Source organism: Phenylobacterium sp. FG114, from assembly GCF_057809855.1.
Window position 1 is genome coordinate 92,304 of sequence record NZ_JBMDKU010000006.1, and the last position, 19,891, is coordinate 112,194.

Here is a 19,891-nt window from a genome sequence, read left to right on the forward strand (position 1 = left end):
GGTCTAGGCGGAATAGACGGTCCGGCCGTCCACGACGGTGCGCAGGACCTTGCCCTGCAGCCTGCGGCCGTCGAACGGCGAGTTCTTGGACTTCGACACCAGCTTGTCGGCGTCGATCACCACCGGCGCGTTCAGGTCGCACAGGACGAGGTCGGCGGGCGCGCCCTTGGCGATCCGCCCGGCCGATAGACCAAGCAGCTTCGCCGGGGCGGAGGTCACTGTGCGGATCAGGTCGATCAGCGGGATCTGCCCGTCGTGGTGGAAGGCCAGCAGGGCGGCCAGCAGGGTCTGCAGGCCCACCGCGCCGGGCGTCGCCTCGTCATAGGGCAGGCGCTTGTCCTCGGCCGGGGCGGGGGCGTGGGCCGAGACCACCACCTCGATCAGGCCGGAGGCCACCGCCTCGATCACCGCCTGGCGGTCCTGTTCCGAGCGCAGCGGCGGGTCCAGCTTGCAGAAGGTGCGGTAGTCGCCGATGTCGATCTCGTTGAACGACAGGTGGTTGATCGAGGTCGTGGCCGTCACCGCCAGCCCCCGGTCCTTGGCCCGCTTCAGGCTCTCCAGCGCCGCCGCCGTCGTGACCTGATCGACGATCAGCTTCGCGCCGGTCAGCTCGGCCAGCGCCAGGTCGCGCTCCAGCATGATCTTCTCGGCGATGGCCGGCGCGCTGGGCAGGCCCATCCGCGCGGCGAACTCGCCCGACGTCGCCGCCGCGCCAGCCGAGAGCCAGGGGTCGGCCGGGCGGTGCGCCACGGGCGTGTCGAACGCCTTGGCGTACATCAGCACCCGTTGGAACACCTTGGAGTCGACGATCGGCCGGTCGGCGTCGGTGACATACAGGCAGCCCGCCTCGTGCATCAGGCCGATCTCGGCCATGCGCTGGCCCTGGGCGCCCTTGGTGGCGGCGCCGGCCGGATAGACGTTCACCAACTCGATGTCGCGGGCGCGGCGCAGGATGAAGTCGACGACGGCCGGCTCGTCCATCACCGGATGGGTGTCGGGCTGGACCACCATGGTCGTCACGCCACCGGCAGCGGCGGCCTGGGCGGCGGACTTCAGCGTCTCCTTGGGTTCCGCGCCGGGCTCGCCGGTCTTCACCCGGATGTCGATCAGGCCGGGGATCAGCAAGGCGCCGCCGGCGTCGATCACCTCGACGTCGGGCGAGAGCCCGCCCAGCGTCGGGGCCTGGGCGACGTCGGCGATCACGCCTTCGGTGACGATGACGCTGCCCGGGCCGTCATAGCCGCTGGCCGGATCGACCAGCCGGGCGTTGGTGAAGGCGAGGGGACGGCTCACCGGCTGTTCTCCAGGCGCGCGGCCAGGGAGGTCAGGACGGCCATGCGCGCGGCCACGCCCATCTCCACCTGGTCCTGGATCAGGCTGACCGAAAGGTCGTCGGCCACTTCGGAGTCGATCTCGACGCCGCGGTTCATGGGGCCGGGATGCATCACCCGGACGTGGTCTGAGGCGTGGGCCAGCTTTTCGCGGTCCAGCCCGTAAAAGCGGAAGTACTCGCGCTGGGACGGCGCCATCACCCCGTCCATCCGTTCGAGCTGCAAGCGCAGCATCATCACCACGTCGCAGCCTTCGATGCCCTTGCGCATGTCGTGGAAGACCTCGACGTTCCAGCGGTCGGCGGCTGGCGGGATCAACGTCGGCGGCCCTACGAGGCGCACGTTGGCGCCCAGCATCTGCAGCATGGCGATGTTGGAGCGGGCGACCCGGCTGTGCAGCACGTCGCCGCAGATCGCCACCTTCAGCCCCGAGATGTAGCCGAAGGCGCGGCGCATGGAGAGCGCGTCCAGCAGCGCCTGGGTCGGGTGCTCGTGCTGACCATCCCCGGCGTTGACCACCGAACAGCCCACCTTTTGCGACAGCAGGCTCGCGGCCCCCGACGAGGCGTGCCGCACCACCAGCAGGTCGGGCTGCATGGCGTTCAGCGTCACCGCCGTGTCGATCAGGGTCTCGCCCTTCGAGATCGAGGAGGAACGGGGGCTCATGTTGACCACGTCGGCGCCCAACCGCTTGCCGGCCAGCTCGAACGAGCTCTGGGTCCGCGTCGAATTCTCGAAGAAGAGGTTCATCAGGGTCCTGCCCTTGAGCAGGTCCAGCTTCTTCGAGGTCTGGCGGTTCAGGCTCACGAACCCGTCGGCGAGGTCGAGGAGACTCGCGACCTCGACCTCGTTGAGGTCCGTGGCGGACAGGAAGTGGCGTTTGGGGAACGAGAAGGTCCGTTGCAGGACCTCGTTCAGACCGGGGGGCGCAGCGCTCATTAAAGCGTCCCCTTAGGCGAGCCGACGGCCCAAGGGAAGCGAGCGCAACGGCTGATCCCCAGTTTCCTGCCGCCCGCACGTTGCGAACCGTCGCAACCGGTCCCTACATCCAGCCAAGCTCATAACCGGGGGAAACCGATGTCCAACGTCTGCCTGTTCACCTTCGTCGATCTCTATTCCAAGGGGCTCGGCACGCTCGACCACCTGCTGACCAAGGGCGCGGAGTTCGCGAAGTCCAAGGGCGTGTCCGAGGCCGACATGCTGAAGTGGCGGCTGATCGACGATATGAACCCGCTGAGCTTCCAGGCGATGGTGGTCATCAACTTCGCCCAACAGTGGCCGGCGCGCGCCGCCGGCCTGCCCGTGCCGGAAGGCGTGACCGACGACCTGGACCTGGCCGGTTACAAGGCCGCCATCGCCGAGGCCAAGGCCTGGCTGGCCGGCCTCAAGGCCGAGCAGTTCGAGGGCCGCGACACGGCGCCGATCACCTTCAACCTGGGCCAGATCGAGCCGACCCTTCCGGCCGGCCAGTGGCTATCCAGCTTCGCCACCACCAACTTCTACTTCCACCTCTCCACGGCCTACGGGATCCTTCGCTCGAAGGGCGTCCAGATCGGCAAGCCCGACCTGTTCGCCGGCGGGCTCTGAGGGGGGCATGATCGTCATGGCCGGGCTCGAGTCGGCCATCCAACCGTCCGCTCAGGATGGGTCCCCGGGTCAAGCCCGGGGATGACGAGCAGGAGGAACTAGGGCGCGGCGTTCCGCAATCGGTCGAGCGCGCCCTGCAGGATCCAGGCGGCGGCCGCCTTGTCGACCACCTCAGCGCGGCGCGCCCGCGTCGTGTCGGCCTCGTCGATCAGCATGCGGTTCACGGCCATCGAGCTCATCCGCTCGTCCCAGAAAGCGATGGGCAGGTCGCGCAGACGGAGCACATTGCGGGCGAAGGCGCGGCACGACTGGGCGCGCGGCCCCTCGGTCCCGTCCATGTTCACCGGCAGGCCGATGACGATCGCCTGGGCCTCGCGGCTCGCCATCAGCTTGAACAGCGCCTCGGCGTCATCCGTGAACTTGGTCTTGCGGATCAGGCTGAGCGGGCTGGCGATCGAGCGCATGGCGTCCGAGACCGCCACCCCGATGGTCTTCTCGCCCAGGTCGAGGCCCACCACCGCGGCGTAGCGGGGGAGGAGCGCGGGGAGTTCGAGCAGATCGACGACGGCCATGGTCGCCTCCTAGCACAATCGCGGATGCGGCAGGGCCTATCGGCGAATCCGCACAGCCGCTCGGCGAAGTCGCGCATTGTGACGCTCGGTCGCCGCCGGATATCAGCGCTCCCAGACGACGAAGGAGCACACCCGTGGCGAACCCGCCCTGGCCGACCAAGACCCGTGAGCTGCACAACCACCACATGGATTCCACCATCTGGGATCGTTTCGCCTTCCGCGACGATGACGTGATCGTCGCGACCTATGCGAAGTCGGGCACCACCTGGACCCAGCAGATCGTCGGCCAGCTGGTCTTCGCGGGCGCGCCGGACGTCCCGATCAACATGCTGTCGCCTTGGCTGGACCTGCGGGTGATGCCGCCGGACACGCTCGACCAGCTCGAGGCCCAGACCCACCGGCGCGTGATCAAGACCCATCTGCCGCTGGACGCCCTGACCTTTTCGCCGCGGGCCAAGTACCTCTACGTGGCCCGGGACGGCCGCGACGTGCTCTGGAGCCTCTACAACCACCACGCCCAGGGCAACGAGCTCTGGTACGAGCTGCTGAACGAGACGCCCGGCCGTGTGGGCCCGCCGATCGCCCGTCCGGACCCCGACATCCGTCGCTATTTCCTGAACTGGCTGGAAAACGATGGGCAGCCGTTCTGGTCCTACTGGGAGAACATCGCCACCTGGTGGGCGGCGCGCGACCTGCCCAACGTGCGGCTGGTGCACTTCAACGCCCTGAAGGCCGACCCGGAGGCCGAGATGCGCGCCATCGCCGAGTTCCTGGGCTGCGACATCCCGGAGGATCGCTGGCCGACAATCCTCGAGCACTGCTCGTTCGAGTACATGAAGGCCAACGCCCAGAACGTGGCGCCGCTGGGCGGTGCGATCTTCGACGGCGGCGCCCGGAGCTTCATCAACAAGGGCGTCAACGGCCGCTGGCGCGACGTGCTCACGCCCGCCGACTCCGCCGCCTACGAGGCGCGCGCGCTGGCCGAGCTGGGTCCCGATTGCGCCTACTGGCTGGCCACGGGGCAGGGCGCGGAAGCGGCCCACCGGGCGGCCTGAATGCGTGCTTGCGGCGGGGATTGCTTGCAAAGGCGCCCCCGCCGCGGCTAACCCACGGCCTCTATATTCATGGAGGCCCTCATGGCCATCGACGCCGCGACCGTGCGCAAGGTCGCGAGGCTCGCGCGCATCGCCGAGCCAGAAGAGAAGCTGGAGCCGCTCGCCAAGGAGCTGAGCGGCATCATGAGCTGGATCGAACAGCTCAATGAGGTCGACACCGACGGCGTCGAGCCCATGACCACGTCGGTGGCCATGACGCTGCCGATGCGCGAGGACGTGGTCACCGAAGGTGGCGACCCCGACAAGGTGCTGAGCAACGCGCCGAAGACCGCCAAGGGCTTCTTCATCGTGCCGAAGGTGGTGGAATAGTCATGTCCGACCTCACCGGGCTCACCCTGAAGGCCGCCCTCGACGGGCTGGCGAACAAGAGCTTCTCCTCGGAGGAGATAACCCAGGCCCACCTCGGCGCCATCGAGGCTGCCAGCGCCCTGAACGCGTTCGTCGTCAACACGCCGGACCAGGCCATCGAGATGGCCAAGGCGTCGGACGCCCGTCGCGCCAAGGGCGAAGCGGGCCCTCTCGACGGCGCTCCGCTCGGTATCAAGGACCTGTTCTGCACCGAGGGCGTCGCCTCGACCGCGGGTTCGATGATCCTGCGGAATTTCAAGCCGACTTACGAGAGCACGGTCACGTCCAACCTGTGGCGCGACGGCGCGGTCATGCTGGGCAAGCTCAACATGGACGAGTTCGCCATGGGCTCGTCCAACGAAACGTCGGCCTGGGGACCGGCCGTGAACCCGTGGCGCAGCCAGGGCGGAAACGCCAACCTCACCCCCGGGGGGTCGTCGGGCGGCTCGGCCTCGGCGGTCGCCGCCGAGCTCTGCCTGGGCGCCACGGCCACCGACACCGGCGGCTCGATCCGCCAGCCCGCCGCCTTCACCGGCACGGTCGGCATCAAGCCCACCTACGGGCGCTGCTCGCGCTGGGGCATCGTCGCCTTCGCCTCGTCGCTGGACCAGGCCGGCCCGATGGCCCGCACGGTCGAGGACACGGCCATCCTGCTGAAGTCCATGTCGGGCCACGACCCCAAGGACTCCACCAGCATCGACGCCGAAGTGCCTGATTTTCCGAGCTTCTGCGGCAAGTCCGTGAAGGGCCTGCGGGTTGGCATTCCCAAGGAATATCGGGTCGACGGCATGCCGCCCGAGATCGAGAAGCTCTGGGAACAGGGTATCGCCTGGTTGAAGGAGGCCGGCTGCGAGATCGTCGAGGTCAGCCTGCCGCACACCAAGTACGCCCTGCCGGCCTACTACATCATCGCGCCGGCCGAGGCGTCCTCGAACCTCGCCCGCTACGACGGCATGCGCTACGGCCTGCGCGTCGACGGTTCGAACCTCACCGAGACCTACGAGAAGACCCGGGCCGAGGGCTTTGGGGCCGAGGTGAAGCGCCGCATTCTGATCGGCACCTATGTGCTCTCGGCGGGCTACTACGACGCCTACTACCTGAAAGCCCTGAAGGTGCGCCGCCGCATCGCCGACGACTTCGACCAGGCCTGGCAGAAGGTCGACGCGCTGCTGACGCCCACCGCGCCCTCGGCGGCCTTCGCTCTGGGCGAGAAGTCCGACGACCCCGTGGCGATGTACCTGAACGACATCTTCACGGTGACGGTGAACCTCGCCGGCCTGCCGGGCATGAGCGTGCCGGCCGGCGTGGACGCGAGCGGGCTGCCGCTGGGCCTGCAGCTCATCGGCCGCAACCTGGACGAGGGGACGTTGTTCTCCCTCGGCTCGGCCATCGAGAAGGCCGCCGATTTCCGGGCCAAGCCCGCGAAGTGGTGGTGATTTGAAGTGACCTTCTCCCCCTGCGGGAGAGGGGGGCCCGCTAAGCGGGTCGGATGAGGGGTTTCCCTGATTCCCGAAGCGAAGAGGGGCCGCGACGGCGCTGCCGTGCGACCCCTCATCCGTCAGCCTGTGGCTGACACCTTCTCCCGCAAGGGGAGAAGGGCCGCCAGCTTTTACAGCTTGTCGAACTCGGCCTGGATTTCCTTCAGTTTCGCGTCGTCGATGGCGCCTTGGCTCATCGGGGCGACCTGGCTGAGGGTCATGGTGGCGATCTGGTCGTAGAACTGCGGGATCTGCGGCAGCGCCTTCTCGAGCGCGGCCTTGGCCTTGTCGTTCTTGACGATGTCGCCGATCGGCGTGGTTTCCACCGAGAGCTTACCGGCGGCCGGCGCGGCGGCAGCGGCGGCGGCGTGATCGGCATGGTCTTGCGCGAGGGCCGGCGCGGCGACCGCGGCCACGGCGAGCGCGGCGGCGAGGGCGAGAGTCTTCATTGGGTGTTCCTTTTCCCCGGTCTTAGCGCCGTTAAGACGCGCCGAACTTTGAGTCTATTTCCGGGCATTTGCGCAAGGGGGCATCTGCGCGCGCTTCCCGTCGCGCGCGCGTAGCGCTAGTACCGCGGCATGAACGACACGACCAACACCAAGCAGATCCAGGGCCGCACCGGCCCGTGGGAAATGGTTCTCGGCCTCGAGGTCCACGCCCAGGTGGCGTCGAACGCCAAGCTGTTTTCGGGCGCGGCCGTGGGATTCGGCGCGGGACCCAACGCCCAGGTGAGCCTGGTGGACGCGGCCATGCCCGGCATGCTGCCCGTCATCAACCGCCGCTGTGTGGAGCAGGCCATCAAGACCGGCCTGGGTCTCAAGGCGAAGATCAACGAATGGTCGCGGTTCGACCGGAAGAACTATTTCTACCCCGACCTGCCGCAGGGGTATCAGATCAGCCAGTTCAAGGACCCGATCGTGGGCGAGGGCGAGGTCATCGTCGAGCGCGACGACGGCTCCACGTTCACCGTGCGCATCGAGCGGCTGCACCTGGAGCAGGACGCCGGCAAGAGCCTGCACGACCAGGACCCGAACGCCACCTACGTCGACCTGAACCGCGCCGGCACGGCGCTCATGGAGATCGTGTCGCGACCTGATATGCGCACCTCGGAAGAGGCGGCCGCCTATGTGAAGAAGCTGCGGACCATCCTCGTGTACCTAGGCACCTGCGATGGGGACATGGAGAAGGGTAACCTGCGGGCCGACGTGAACGTCTCGGTCTGCCGTCCTGGCGCCTACGAGAAGTACCGCGAGACCGGCGACTTCAGCCACCTGGGCACGCGCTGCGAGATCAAGAACGTCAACTCGTTCCGCTTCATCCAGCAGGCCATCGAATACGAGGCGCGCCGCCAGATCGAGATCCTCGAGGACGGCGGCAAGATCGATCAGGAGACCCGCCTGTTCGACACGGTGAAGGGCGAGACCCGCTCGATGCGCTCGAAGGAAGAGGCGCACGACTACCGCTACTTCCCCGATCCCGACCTGCTGCCGCTCACGCTTGACCCCGCCTGGATCAAGCGGCTTGAGGCCGAGCTTCCCGAACTGCCCGACGCCAAAAAAGCTCGGTTGCAGTCGCAATACGGCCTGTCGGCTTACGACGCCGGCGTCCTGATCACGGAACAGGCCCGCGCCGACTTCTACGAGGCGGCCGCCAAAGGCCGGGACAGCAAGCTGGTCTCAAACTGGGTGACCAACGACCTCGCCGCCAAGCTGTCGGCCGGCGGGATCGACATCGCGGACTCTCCGATCAAGCCGGCCGCGATCGCCGAGCTGGTCCAACTGATCGAGGAGGGCGTGATCTCCTCCAAGATCGCCAAGGACGTCTTCGAGCGGATGTGGGCCGGCGAGGGCGCGGCGGGCGAAATCGTCGAAAAGCAGGGCCTGAAGCAGGTCAGCGACACCGGCGCGCTGGAAAAGATCATCGACGACCTGATCGCCGCCAACCCCGGCCAGGCCGCCCAGGTGAAGGAAAAGCCCCAGGCCATCGGCTGGTTCGTGGGCCAGGTGATGAAGGCGACGGGGGGCAAGGCCAACCCTGGCGTCATCAACCAACTGCTGAAGGCGAAGCTGGAGGGGTAGCGGCTTCCCCCGCTTGCGGGGGGAGGCCGTCAGTCCACCCGGTCGAAGATCCGGCCGCTGCCCATCTCGACCAGCGCGAAGCCGTTGCCCATCCGCACCCACGCATAGCCGTGGGGCGGCGGGCGCAGCCGATAGCGCTGGTAGTTCTCGACCACGTCGCCACGGTAGCTATCGGGCACGAAGCCCCGGCGCGTGGTTCCTGGCGCGGGCCGCATGTAGTTCGGCCGCGGTCCGCGCATGTAGTTGGGCCGGGGGCCTTCCATGTAGTCGGGCCGCGGCTGGCCCACATAGCTGGAGCGCGGGGGGCCGTCGTCGTAGCGCGGGCGGGGCTCGGGGCGCCGGTGCCGCTCGTCCGTGTAGCGGGGCGGTTCCACGCGCTCCCAGCCGCGGACGCCGCGTCCTTCGCCCCTCGGTTCGCCGCGTCGCTCGTAGCCGCGCGGCGGTCCGCGCTCCGGGCCACGATCGCCGCCCCGCCCGCGGGCTTCCGACCGCTCGGCGCGCCCACGGCCCTGGTCGCCGTCCCGCGCGAACGCGGACGCCGCCAGCGGCATGGAGCCGGCCAAGCTGGCCGCCGCCGCCAAAATGAGGACGAGACGCTTCATCTTGCGCGCATTATCGCCGGGACTGGCTGAACTCTCCCTGAACGCGGCCGTCGCCACGGCGGCCGATCATCTACCCCCTAACGCACGCGCGCGGGAAGCGGCTGTGCCGTAGGGCGTGCGCCGAGCGGCGCGAACGTGTTCGGCGAACCGGTGCGGTGGAATGTCTCAGGGGCCTTTCCTGACGATTCGACAACGGCGCCCTTAACCATGTGTTCAGCCAGACCTTGGTTTTCTCTCCTCGTAGGCCGGTTGAAGTCTCGAAAAGCGAGGCGGCCGGTCCGACGAGGATAGAAACCATGCTGGCGAGCATCGACATGAAGTCCGACGCCCTGCCGCTGCCGACTCCGGACGCGACGGGCGACGAGTTGTTCCGTATGGGCCTGCTGTATTCCACGGGCCAGGGCGGCGCCCCGCTCGACTACGTCTCGGCGCACATGCTGTTCAATCTGGCCGCGATGCGCGGCTCGATCGAAGCCAAGGTCTACCGCAAGGAGATCTCGGAAGAGATGGCGTCGGAAGACGTGGCCGAGGCCCAGCGCCAGGCCCGCCAATGGCTGGCGCAGGGCTGATCTCCTGAACATCGCCGCAGGCCAGGCGGGGCGCCTGGCCGCGGAGCCGTTCCGACCTGCCTCGTGAGGATGCCATGTCCTCATCCGCGCAAACCGTGCGCGACCCGCTAGGCAGAGCGCCCATCGTCCGCTAAGAACCGCCCTCCCGCGGGCGCTGCGTCGTCCGCGATCCGGTGACGTGGCCGAGTGGCTGAAGGCAACGGTTTGCTAAATCGTCATACGTGAAAGCGTATCCAGGGTTCGAATCCCTGCGTCACCGCCATTCTTCCTGAGGCCCCGATGATCCGGGAGATCTTCGAAGAGGCCACGGCCCTGCAGCGGCAGGGGGACCTGGACGGGGCCATCGCGCGCTATCGCCGCTGCCTCGAGCTCGATCCCGCGCGCACCCTCGTCCGCCACAACCTCTGCATCGCCCTCCTGACCGCCGGCCGGCTCGAGGAGGGGTTCTCGCTCTACGACCTCCGCTTCGAGGCGGGACGCCAGGTGGTGCCCCGGCCGCGGCTGTCGTTCCCGGAGTGGTCGGGCGAGCCGTTGGACGGCCGTTCGATCCTCGTCTGGCCCGAGCAGGGCTTCGGCGACCACATCATGTTCGCCCGGTTCGTGCCCGAACTGGTCCGGCGCGGGGCGCGGGTTTCGATGCTGGTCGCCCCACCGCTTGCGCGCCTGTTCGAAAGCCTGCCGGCCACCCTGATCGTCGCCGAGGGCCAGGTCAGCATTCCGCCGCACGACGCCTGGGCGATGGCCGGCTCTCTGCCGCACCGGCTGGGCGTGTCGCTGGAGACGCTACCGGCCGCGCCGTACCTGCCGTCAGGCATCGGCGGGGAGGGGATCGGGATCATGTGGCGCGGCAACCCCGCCCACGGCGCCGACGTCAGCCGCTCGCTGCCCATCGACGTCGCCGAACAGCTCCTGGCCCTGCCGGGGGCGCGCAGCCTGCACCCCGAGGACACCGGCGCGCGCGATTTCCAGGACACCGCCGACATCGTCCGCGGCCTGGGACGCGTGATCTCCGTGGACACCTCGGTCGCACACCTGGCCGGCGCCGTGGGCAAGCCGACCTGGATCCTGCTCCAGGCCCGCGATCCCGACTGGCGATGGATGCTGGGCCGTTCGGATAGTCCCTGGTACCCGACCGCGCGGCTGTTCCGGCAGCCCGCGCCCGGCGACTGGACGTCGGTGCTGGACGAACTGCGGGCGGCGCTGAGCGCCGAGCAGCCCTGAGCCGGGACGTTGATTTCACTTGGATGACGCCGCGTTCGGCGTGATCGGTTTCAGCCACGGCCGCGCCAGACGGCCTCTTCCAGGGTGAAACGCGTGCAGGGCTACGACCTCATCATCGTGGGCGGCGGCATCGGCGGCTCGGCTTTGGCCGTCGTCATGGCGCAGGCGGGGCGCTCGGTGCTGTTGCTGGAACAGTCCGAGACCTACCAGGACCGCGTGCGCGGCGAGTGGATCGCGCCCTGGGGCGTGGACGAGGTGCGCCGGCTGGGACTCTACGACCTGCTCAGGGGCGCGGGCGGCCACCACCTGACGCGGCACGTCACGTTCGACGAGGGCAAGGATCCCGTCGAGGCCGAGGCCGAGGCGCTCCCGCTGGGCTTCTTCCGCGAGGGCGTGCCGGGGCCGCTCTGCATCGGCCACCCCAAGCATTGCCAGACCCTGTTCGACGCGGCGCGCGCGGCGGGGGCCGAGACCTTGCGCGGCGTCCGGGTGGTGTCGCTGAGCCTGGGCGGGGCGCCCTCGGTGACCTTTGAAGCCGAGGGCCAGCTTCGCGAGGCCAACGCCCGCCTGCTGGTCGGCGCCGACGGCCGCACGTCGATGGTGCGCGAGGCGGCCGGCATCCGCCTGCACCAGGACGAGCCGCACCACTGGTTCGCGGGCCTGCTGGTGGAGGGCGCGGAAGGCTGGGCCGACGACCTCCAGGCCATCGGCACCGAAGGCGACTTCGGCTTCCTGGCGTTCCCGCAGGGCGGCGGCCGCGTGCGCCTCTACGGCGGCTACGGGCTCGACCAGGCGCGGCGGTTCAAGGGCGAGGAGGGCCCGCGACGCTTCCTCGACGCCTTCGCCATGCGGTGCAGCCCGGAGAACCGCCACATCGTGGCCGCCAGGCCGGCCGGCCCGCTGCTGAGCTACATCAACGCCGATTCCTGGACCGACGAGCCCTTCGCGCCCGGCGCCGTGCTGGTGGGTGACGCGGCGGGCTGGAACGACCCGATCATCGGCCTGGGCCTATCGATCACCTATCGCGACGTCCGCATCGTCAGCGACATCCTGAAGGCTTCCGACGACTGGTCGCCCGCCGCCTTCGCCCCCTACGCCGAGGAACGGGCCGAGCGCATGCGCCGCCTACGCTTCGCCGGAAAGCTGCAATCGGCCATCGACATGGAGTTCGGCCCGCAGGCCCAGGCGCGGCGCCACAGCTATCATAGGCGCGGGGCGGCCGATCCCACGCTGAAGCTTCACGGCGTCGCCGTGATGGCGGGACCGGAGGTCGCGCCGCCCGAAACCTTCACCGAGGCGCACCGCGCGCGCGTCCTGGAGGGCTAGATGGACATCGCCGACTACAACGCCCGCTGGCTCGCCGCCTGGACCGCCAAGGATGTGGACGGCCTCTGCGCATTCTACGCCGAGGATTGCATCTACAAGGACCCACAGACGGCCGGCGGCCTCAGCGGCAACGCCGCCCTGCGCGCCTATCTGACCGGCCTGTTCGCGGCCACGCCGCCCATGACCTACACGCCGGACGAAACCTGGCCGATCCCGGGCGGATTCTGCGGCCGATGGTACTGCGACATCGGGGAAGGGGGCTCCGGCGGACGCCTACGTGGCTTCGACCTGGTGGTCCTCGACGGCGACCGCATCGCGCTGAACGAAGTCTACGTCCACCAGATGCCGGCATGAGCCTCGCCATGGACAAGCCCGACATCAGACGCCCGGGCGACGTCGACGCCGCTTGGCTCACCGCCGTCCTGCAAGGCGCCGGCGTCGACGCCGTGGTGGCCGGGTTCGAGGCGAAGAATGTCGGCACCGGCCAGATCGGCGAGAGCGTCCGCTTCAAGCTGACCTACGAGCGATCGGATGACGACGCGCCGGCCTCGCTGGTGGGCAAGTTCCCGTCCCCCGACGAGACCAGCCGCGGCACTGGCGTCATGCTGGGCAACTACCTGCGCGAGGTGCGCTTCTATCAGCAGCTCGCGCCCCGCGCCCTGGTCCGGACGCCGCGCTGCTGGTTCACCGACACCGACGCGACCGGCGGCGAGTTCGTCCTGATGATGGAGGACCTGGCCCCTGCGGAGCAGGGCGATCAGCTGAAGGGCGTCAGCCTCGACCAGGCCCGCCTGGTGGTGGAAGAGGCCGCGCGCCTGCACGCCTCGTTCTGGGGGGATGAGGGCCTGGACGAACTGCCCTGGGTCCAGGGCGCGAAGGCCGCGCCGGCCAGCGCGGTGACCCCTGAACTGGTTTCCGGCCTCTGGCAGGGCTTCCGCGCCCGCTACGCCGATCGCTTGCAGCCGCACTGGATCGAGGTCGGAGAGGCGCTGACCAGCCGATGGAGCCGGCTGGGCGAACGGGAGCAGGGGCCCCGCACCCTCGCCCACCACGACTTCCGTCCCGACAACATGATGTTCGGCACCGCCGCCGGCGGCCATCCGGTGACCGTGCTGGACTGGCAGTCGTTCACCTACGCGGTGGGCGCGACCGATGTGGCCTACTTCCTGGCCGGCGCGCTCCCGCCCGAGGTTCGCCGCGTGCACGAGGTGGAGCTTCTGGGGCTCTATCACCGCGAACTGACGCGCCTGGGCGTCGCGGGCTATTCGATGGACGACCTGCGCCGCGACTACGGCGTCGGAGCTTTCCAGCTGTTCCTCACGGCCTTCTTCGCCTCGATGGTGGTGATCCAGACCCCGCGCGGCGACGACATGTTCATGCAGATGCTCGGCAGCGCCGCCGATCACATTCTCGACCACGACGCCCTGGCCGCCCTGGCCTGACGCCGCGTCAAGATTCCCGCTGGTAAGTTATCAGCGATCAGTTATCTTCGCCCCCAACGAACCTAAAGGGGCGGATTCTGGGTATGACGACCGAGCACTTCGACGTGGTGATCGTGGGGGCTGGCCTGTCCGGCGTCGGCGCGGGCTATCACCTCAAGACCGCCTGCCCGGACCGCAGCTATGTGATCCTCGAAGGCCGCGACGCCATCGGTGGCACCTGGGACCTGTTCCGCTATCCCGGCATCCGCTCGGACAGCGACATGTACACGCTGGGTTACGCCTTCAAGCCGTGGACCGAGGCCAAGGCCATCGCCGATGGCCCATCGATCCTCGGCTATGTGCGCAAGACCGCCGCCGAGAACGGCATCGACCGCCACATCCGCTACAACCACATGGTCAAGCGCGTGAGCTGGTCGACCGAGGCCGCCGCCTGGACCGTCGAGGCCGAGGTCGCCGGGAAGGTCACCACCTTCACCTGCAACTACCTGTTCCTCTGCGGGGGCTACTACTCCTACGAGGGGGGCTACACGCCCGACTTCCCGGGGGTCGAGAGCTTCAAGGGCCGCCTGGTTCATCCGCAGAAGTGGCCCAAGGACCTGGACTATTCCGGCAAGAAGGTCGTGGTGATCGGCTCGGGCGCCACCGCGGTGACGCTGGTGCCGGAGATGGCCAAGACCGCCGCCCATGTCACCATGCTGCAGCGCTCGCCCACCTACGTCGTCAGCCGCCCGGCCGAGGACAAGATGGCCAACAGCCTGCGCAAGTGGCTGCCGGGCAAGCTGGCCTACGACATCGTCCGTTGGCGCAACGTGCTGTTCGGCATGTACTTCTTCAAGATGGCCCGCGAGAAGCCGGCCGCCGTGAAGGCCAACATCCTGAAGATGGTCCGCGAACAGCTCGGCCCCGACTACGACGTCGATAAGCACTTCACGCCGACCTACAATCCCTGGGATCAGCGTCTCTGCCTCGTGCCCGACGCCGACATGTTCCAGCAGATCAAGAGCGGCCGTGCGTCGGTGGTCACCGACCACATCGACACCTTCACGCCCACGGGCATCCGCCTGAAGTCGGGCGAGGAACTCGAGGCCGACGTCGTCGTCTCGGCCACCGGCCTGGTGCTGGAGGTCTGGAACGGCATCGAGGTCACGGTCGACGGCCGCAAGGTCGATGCGTCCCAGACCCTGTCGTACAAGGGCATGATGTACGAGGGCGTGCCGAACATGGCGTCGGCCTTCGGCTACACCAACGCCTCGTGGACGCTGAAGTGCGACCTGACGTGCGAATACGTCTGCCGCGTGCTGAACCACATGAAGAAGACCGGCCTGCGCCAGGCGACGCCGGTCAACACCGACCCGACCGTGACCTTCGAGCCTTGGCTCGACTTCTCGTCCGGCTATGTCCAGCGGGCGATGGCCAAGTTCCCCAAGCAGGGCAACAAGGCGCCGTGGCGGCTGGACCAGAACTACGCCAAGGACCTGATGAACCTCCGCTACGCCAAGCTGGAAGACGGCGTGCTGCGCTTCACCAACCGCGTCGGCGAAACGGCCAAGGCGTCACCCGAGAAGATCGCGGCCTGATCTTCGGCTGGCGTCGGCCGGCGGTGCGGTTTACATATGTAAGTCGTACCCGGTCCGGAGCGTTCGAGGATGGCGCGCAGGCGCAGGCTGACCAACGGCCAGAAGATCGTCATCGCGGGGGCCGCCGTCGTCGCGGTCGCCTTGCCGGGCTGGCTCCTCATTCAGAGCTATCTCGGCAAGCGCGAGGCGGCGCTGTTCCTGGCCAGCGAGGCGGTGGTCGATGGGCCGCCGTGCCCCAGCCTGACCAAGGCGCAGTTCGAGGCCCAGAAGCTTTCGACGCCCAAGGCCACGTTCTATGAGGGCGTCACCTTCGCCCGCCAGTTCGGCCACATGGAATGCCGCTCGCTGCGCTACGGCGCGGGGTGGGGGACCGCGGTCTATCCCGTCTGCCAGTTCACCAGCCCCAAAGCGCTGAAGATCACGACGGACAAGGGTGAATGGTACTTCGCGCCCGGTCCCGGCCAGCCCGCCACGGTCGGAACGCCCAAGGGTCAGGCGCAATGCGTCCTGGCCTCGAACTTCACGATCGGGAAGCTGGTCGGCGCCCGCTAGTGCGCGTGGCAGTCGGCCAGGCCGCGGTCCGGTTTGGGCAGCGGGGCCTCGGCGCCGCCACAGCCGCCCAGCGGCCGGCGGGAGGTGACGAAGTGACCGAAATCCGAGGGCGGATTGCGAGTGGTCCACGCCTTCGGCCGCGAAAGCTGAGCCTTCAGGCGCGACAGGAGATCGTCGAGGCTCTCATCCGAGCCCGTCAGATCCTGACGGAAACTGCGCTCTTGCATGGCCGGGGTTTATACGCCTTTCAGGCGAGTGATTCCACCCCGCGGGCGAACCGCCATGCTAAAGCTGCTCACATTCGTGAGATCAGGGGAGGAAGACTACTGTGAAGCTTTATACGTCGATCGGGCCGAACCCGCGTGTCGTGAAGATGTTCCTGGCCGAGAAGGGGATCGACGTCGACCGCATCGAGGTCGACCTGCGCAGCGGTGAGAACCGGCGCGACCCTTACCTCGCCGTGAATCCGGCGGGCCAGACCCCGGCCCTCGTGCTGGAAAGCGGCGTGGCCATCACCGAGATCACCGCCATCTGCGAATACCTGGAAGAGATCACCCCGCATCCCCCGCTGATCGGAACCAACGCCGAGGAGCGCGCCCAGACCCGCATGTGGACGCGCCGCGTCGACATCAAGGTCTGCGAGCCGATGGCCAATGGCTTCCGCTTCGCCGAGGGCCTGCCGATGTTCGAGAGCCGGATGCGGTGCCTGCCCGAGGCCGCGCCCGGCCTGAAGGCGGTGGCGCAGGACGGGATCGCCTGGCTGGAGGCCAACTTCAAGGGGCCGTGGATCACGGGCGGACGGTTCAGCCTGGCCGACATCCTGCTGTTCGCCTTCATCGACTTCGGCATCGTGGTCGGCCAGCCGCTCGATCCGAAGTACGCCAAGGTGGGCGATTGGTTCGCACGCGTGAAAGCCCGGCCCAGCGCGGCGGCCAGTGCCTGACACCAAACGGCCGCTGAGGGGTTGTCCAACTGATGCCACAGCCCCCGGCGGTCGCCGTGCCCGACACCGACGCCCATGCGATCGGCGCGCCCGATGGCCTGCCGATCCCGCGCCGCTACTGGTCGGTGGCGGCGATCTGGCTGGCGATGACGATGTCGGTGCTGGACGGGGCCATCGCCAACGTGGCCCTGCCCACCATCGCCCGCGAGTTGAACGCCAGCGCCGCCTCGTCGATCTGGATCGTCAACGCCTATCAGCTCGCCATCACCGTCACCCTCCTGCCGCTGGCGGCCCTGGGCGACCGGCTAGGCTACCGGCGGGTCTATATGGTGGGCTTGGCGGTCTTCACCCTCGGCTCGCTGGGCTGCGCCCTGTCGCAGACGTTGGAGCAGCTCACCGCCGCGCGCGTGTTGCAAGGCCTCGGCGCGGGCGGGATCATGAGCATCAACTCGGCGCTGGTGCGGTTCACCTATCCCAAGCGCCTGCTCGGCCGCGGCATCGGGCTGAACGCCCTGGTGATCTCGGTGGCCGCCGCCGTCGGTCCCACGGTCGCCGCCGCGATCCTGGCGCGGGCCACCTGGGAGTGGCTGTTCGCGATCAACGTGCCGATCGGCCTCGTGGCCATCTTCATCGCCGCCCGCGCCCTGCCGCGCACCGTGGGCTCGTCGCGGCCGTTCGATTGGATTTCGGCGGTCCTGAACGCCCTGGCCTTCGGCTTCCTGATCACCGGGGCCGAGAGCCTGGCGCGGGAGGGGCTGACGGCCGGGGTTTGGAAGCTGGGGGTAGGCGTCGTCGCCGCCGCCTTCCTGGTGCGCCGGGAGCTCGGCCGCGAGGCGCCGCTGGTGCCGTTCGACCTGCTGCGGATCCCGATCTTCGGCCTGTCGATCGCCACCTCGATCGTCTCGTTCGCCGCCCAGATGATGGCCTTCGTGGGCCTGCCCTTCTACTTCCAGACCGTGCTGGGCCGCAGCGCGGTCGAAACCGGCTTCCTGATGACGCCCTGGCCGCTGGCGGTGGGCGTGGCCGCGCCGCTCGCGGGCCGGCTGGCCGATCGCTACCGGGCCGGCGCGCTGGGCGGGATCGGCCTGACCGTGTTCGCCGCGGGCCTGTTCGCGCTTTCGCTGATCCAGCCGGGCGCGTCCAACCTGGACATCGCCTGGCGGATGGCGCTGTGCGGCCTGGGCTTCGGCTTCTTCCAGGCGCCCAACAACCGGGCCATGGTCACCTCCGCCCCCATGCACCGCAGCGGGGCGGCCGGCGGCGCGCTGGCGACGGCGCGCCTCCTGGGGCAGACGGGCGGGGCGGTGACGACCGCGGTCTTCTTTCACATCGCGGGGACGCACGCGACGACGACGGCGCTCGCGACGGCCGCCGTTCTGGCGCTGCTCGCCGCGGCGGTCAGCCTCTCGCGCCTGAAGCTCGCCCCGCGCCCGCGGCCCGAGCCGCTGGATCGCGAGGCCGATGTCGCCGCCGGGCCCTAGCCCACCTTTCGGTCGCGGCCTTCCCAGTAGGGCTTGCGCAGTTCGCGGCGCAGCACCTTGCCGGAAGGATTGCGGGGCAGGGCGTCGATGAAGTCCACCGTCTTCGGCGCCTTGTAGGCGGCGATCCGCTCCCGGGCATAGGCGATGATCGCCGCCGGGTCGGGATCCTGGCCGGCCGCCCTAACGACGATGGCCTTCACCGCCTCGCCCCAGCGGTCGTCGGGCACGCCGATCACGGCGGCGTCCGCCACGCCGGGGCAGCCCAGGATCGCGTTCTCCACCTCGGCCGGGTAGACGTTCTCGCCCCCCGACACGATCATGTCCTTCACCCGGTCGTGGACGAAGAAGAAGCCGTCATTGTCCATGAAGCCGGCGTCGCCGGTGCGCAGCCAGCCGTCCGGCCGGATCGTCTCGGCGGTGGCCTCCGGGCGGTTCCAGTAGCCCGCCATGACGATCGGCCCGCGGATCTCGATCTCGCCGATTTCGCCCTGCGGGACCTCGTTGCCTTGTTCGTCCGCGATCCGCGTCTCCAGCGTCGTCCAGGGTCGGCCGCACGACCGTAGGAGCTCGCCCGCGTGCTCGCGGGGCGCCAGGGTCGTGCCCGCCCCAGTGGTCTCGGTCATGCCGTAGAACTGGATGAAGCCGCAGCCGAAGGTCTCGGTCGCCTTGGCCAGCACCGCCTCCGAAATGGGCGAGGCGCCGTACGAAACGGTCTTCAGGCTGGAGAAGTCGGCGTCCTCGACGCCCGGCGTCTGCAGCAGCGCATTGATCATCACCGGCGCCAGGAAGACGTGCGCCACGCGCTCCTCGCCGAAGGCCTTCAGCACATTGGCCGGCGCGAAGTCGGCCTGCAGCACGATCCGCCCGCCGGCCGCGAGGCCGGAGAAGCTGATGTTGGTGCCCGCCACGTGGAACATGGGCATCAGGATCAGCACCGTGTCGTCAGCCGCGTACGAAAACCCGTCGACTAGGTGGCGCAGCTTGAGGAACGCCTCGTAGTTGGCGTTCGATAGCCGCACGCCCTTGGGCAGGCCCGTCGTGCCCGAGGTATAGAGCTGCAGCACGTCGTCGCTGGACTGCGGCCGTTCCAGCTTCGGCGCCGGCGCGGCGTCGCGCAGGGCCGCGTAGTTCTCGAACACCGGATGCTCGCCGCCGACGGCGATCACCTTCACCGGCCGTCCGGCGTGCTCGGCCACGGTCGCCGCGCAATCGAAGAACTCCGGGGTGACGAAGAAGACGCTGGCGCTGGAGTCCTTGAGGATGAACGCGATCTCGGGAACGGCCAGCCGCGAATTGATCGGCGCGAAACAGGCCCGGGCCTTGGCCACGCCGAAGAAGATCTCGTACCAGGCCTCGGAAGGACGACCCAGCCACGCCACCCGGTCGCCCGGCTTCACGCCCGCCGCCTGCAGCAGTCCGGCCACCTGGTCCGAGCGCCGGTCCAGCTCGGCATAGGTCAGGTCGCGACCCTCGAAATGCACCGCGACCTTGTCGCCACGCTCGCGGCCGTGAACCGTGGCGATGTCGGTCAGCGTCTTGATGGGGTCGTCGGTCATGTGAGGTCGGTTCGCTCCCCTGATCCATCGTTAGACGACGACGGCTCAAGCATCCGTTTTAATTATTCCGGCGCTTCCGGAGAAGCGTCGGGGCGGGCTTTGCCGCCCGTCCG

21 protein-coding genes and 1 tRNA gene are annotated in these 19,891 nt (G+C 68.8%); 15 read left to right on the forward strand and 7 right to left on the reverse strand.

Annotation, left to right across the window (positions count from 1 at the left end):
- Nucleotides 1-3: 3 nt before the first annotated feature.
- Both pyrC and ACODSY_RS11850 read right to left on the reverse strand, forming a co-directional pair.
- A complete protein-coding gene (gene pyrC, locus ACODSY_RS11845; protein WP_488951951.1) occupies nt 4-1,293 on the reverse strand; it encodes a dihydroorotase in 1,290 nt (429 codons plus the stop codon).
- Nucleotides 1,290-2,270, reverse strand: a complete 981-nt coding sequence (locus ACODSY_RS11850; protein ID WP_488951952.1) for an aspartate carbamoyltransferase catalytic subunit — start codon at nt 2,268-2,270, stop codon at nt 1,290-1,292. Before ACODSY_RS11850 ends, pyrC begins: the two co-directional genes overlap by 4 nt.
- Nucleotides 2,271-2,408: 138 nt before the next feature.
- Here ACODSY_RS11850 and ACODSY_RS11855 point away from each other — a divergent pair, with 138 nt between their 5' ends.
- Nucleotides 2,409-2,918: a DUF1993 domain-containing protein gene (locus tag ACODSY_RS11855; protein ID WP_488951953.1), complete on the forward strand. Its 510-nt coding sequence runs from the start codon at nt 2,409-2,411 to the stop codon at nt 2,916-2,918.
- 98 nt (nt 2,919-3,016) lie between these two features.
- On the opposite strand, the gene ruvX is transcribed toward ACODSY_RS11855, so the two are convergent.
- Nucleotides 3,017-3,490, reverse strand: coding sequence for a Holliday junction resolvase RuvX (ruvX, locus tag ACODSY_RS11860; protein WP_488951954.1), 474 nt, complete (start codon nt 3,488-3,490; stop codon nt 3,017-3,019).
- A gap of 134 nt (nt 3,491-3,624) precedes the next feature.
- Here ruvX and ACODSY_RS11865 point away from each other — a divergent pair, with 134 nt between their 5' ends.
- The 3 genes from ACODSY_RS11865 to gatA all read left to right on the forward strand — a co-directional run bounded on the left by ACODSY_RS11865 (nt 3,625) and on the right by gatA (nt 6,389).
- Nucleotides 3,625-4,545, forward strand: coding sequence for a sulfotransferase domain-containing protein (locus ACODSY_RS11865; RefSeq protein ID WP_488951955.1), 921 nt, complete (start codon nt 3,625-3,627; stop codon nt 4,543-4,545).
- Between the two features lie 81 nt (nt 4,546-4,626).
- Entirely contained in the window at nt 4,627-4,914 is a 288-nt protein-coding gene (gene gatC / locus ACODSY_RS11870) for an Asp-tRNA(Asn)/Glu-tRNA(Gln) amidotransferase subunit GatC (protein ID WP_488951956.1), read from the forward strand.
- A gap of 2 nt (nt 4,915-4,916) precedes the next feature.
- Nucleotides 4,917-6,389, forward strand: a complete 1,473-nt coding sequence (gene gatA, locus ACODSY_RS11875) for an Asp-tRNA(Asn)/Glu-tRNA(Gln) amidotransferase subunit GatA (RefSeq protein WP_488951957.1) — start codon at nt 4,917-4,919, stop codon at nt 6,387-6,389.
- A gap of 173 nt (nt 6,390-6,562) precedes the next feature.
- On the opposite strand, the gene ACODSY_RS11880 is transcribed toward gatA, so the two are convergent.
- Complete coding sequence (locus tag ACODSY_RS11880; RefSeq protein WP_488951958.1) at nt 6,563-6,880, reverse strand: hypothetical protein; 318 nt, start codon at nt 6,878-6,880, stop codon at nt 6,563-6,565.
- Between the two features lie 129 nt (nt 6,881-7,009).
- On the opposite strand from ACODSY_RS11880, the gene gatB reads away from it, so the two are divergent.
- Complete coding sequence (gene gatB / locus ACODSY_RS11885) at nt 7,010-8,509, forward strand: Asp-tRNA(Asn)/Glu-tRNA(Gln) amidotransferase subunit GatB (protein WP_488951959.1); 1,500 nt, start codon at nt 7,010-7,012, stop codon at nt 8,507-8,509.
- A gap of 29 nt (nt 8,510-8,538) precedes the next feature.
- Here gatB and ACODSY_RS11890 read toward each other — a convergent pair whose 3' ends face one another.
- Nucleotides 8,539-9,111, reverse strand: coding sequence for an RcnB family protein (locus ACODSY_RS11890; protein WP_488951960.1), 573 nt, complete (start codon nt 9,109-9,111; stop codon nt 8,539-8,541).
- Between the two features lie 296 nt (nt 9,112-9,407).
- Between ACODSY_RS11890 and ACODSY_RS11895 the strand changes: the two genes are divergently transcribed.
- The 8 genes from ACODSY_RS11895 to ACODSY_RS11930 all read left to right on the forward strand — a co-directional run bounded on the left by ACODSY_RS11895 (nt 9,408) and on the right by ACODSY_RS11930 (nt 15,798).
- On the forward strand, nt 9,408-9,680 hold the full coding sequence (locus ACODSY_RS11895) for a sel1 repeat family protein (RefSeq protein WP_488951961.1): 273 nt from the start codon (nt 9,408-9,410) through the stop codon (nt 9,678-9,680).
- Between the two features lie 172 nt (nt 9,681-9,852).
- Nucleotides 9,853-9,942 (forward strand) — tRNA-Ser (locus ACODSY_RS11900).
- Between the two features lie 17 nt (nt 9,943-9,959).
- Nucleotides 9,960-10,901 carry a hypothetical protein gene (locus ACODSY_RS11905; protein ID WP_488951962.1) on the forward strand — a complete coding sequence of 314 codons (942 nt, stop codon included), beginning with the start codon at nt 9,960-9,962 and terminating at the stop codon, nt 10,899-10,901.
- 84 nt (nt 10,902-10,985) lie between these two features.
- A complete protein-coding gene (locus ACODSY_RS11910) occupies nt 10,986-12,227 on the forward strand; it encodes an FAD-dependent oxidoreductase (RefSeq protein ID WP_488951963.1) in 1,242 nt (413 codons plus the stop codon).
- On the forward strand, nt 12,228-12,581 hold the full coding sequence (locus ACODSY_RS11915) for a nuclear transport factor 2 family protein (RefSeq protein WP_488951964.1): 354 nt from the start codon (nt 12,228-12,230) through the stop codon (nt 12,579-12,581).
- Nucleotides 12,578-13,669, forward strand: a complete 1,092-nt coding sequence (locus tag ACODSY_RS11920; protein WP_488951965.1) for a phosphotransferase — start codon at nt 12,578-12,580, stop codon at nt 13,667-13,669. The genes ACODSY_RS11915 and ACODSY_RS11920 overlap by 4 nt, the downstream gene beginning before the upstream one ends.
- 83 nt (nt 13,670-13,752) lie before the next feature.
- Complete coding sequence (locus tag ACODSY_RS11925; protein WP_488951966.1) at nt 13,753-15,246, forward strand: flavin-containing monooxygenase; 1,494 nt, start codon at nt 13,753-13,755, stop codon at nt 15,244-15,246.
- 69 nt (nt 15,247-15,315) lie between these two features.
- Entirely contained in the window at nt 15,316-15,798 is a 483-nt protein-coding gene (locus ACODSY_RS11930; protein WP_488951967.1) for a hypothetical protein, read from the forward strand.
- Here ACODSY_RS11930 and ACODSY_RS11935 read toward each other — a convergent pair.
- Entirely contained in the window at nt 15,795-16,025 is a 231-nt protein-coding gene (locus tag ACODSY_RS11935) for a hypothetical protein (protein ID WP_488951968.1), read from the reverse strand. The two genes, ACODSY_RS11930 and ACODSY_RS11935, sit on opposite strands and share 4 nt — an antisense overlap.
- Nucleotides 16,026-16,126: 101 nt before the next feature.
- On the opposite strand from ACODSY_RS11935, the gene ACODSY_RS11940 reads away from it, so the two are divergent.
- Together ACODSY_RS11940 and ACODSY_RS11945 are read left to right on the forward strand one after the other, a co-directional pair.
- Nucleotides 16,127-16,741 carry a glutathione S-transferase family protein gene (locus ACODSY_RS11940; protein WP_488951969.1) on the forward strand — a complete coding sequence of 205 codons (615 nt, stop codon included), beginning with the start codon at nt 16,127-16,129 and terminating at the stop codon, nt 16,739-16,741.
- Nucleotides 16,742-16,773: 32 nt separating this feature from the next.
- Nucleotides 16,774-18,222, forward strand: coding sequence for an MFS transporter (locus ACODSY_RS11945; protein WP_488951970.1), 1,449 nt, complete (start codon nt 16,774-16,776; stop codon nt 18,220-18,222).
- Here the strand turns inward: ACODSY_RS11945 and ACODSY_RS11950 are convergent.
- A complete protein-coding gene (locus tag ACODSY_RS11950) occupies nt 18,219-19,778 on the reverse strand; it encodes a long-chain-fatty-acid--CoA ligase (protein ID WP_488951971.1) in 1,560 nt (519 codons plus the stop codon). The two genes, ACODSY_RS11945 and ACODSY_RS11950, sit on opposite strands and share 4 nt — an antisense overlap.
- Nucleotides 19,779-19,891: the final 113 nt, after the last annotated feature.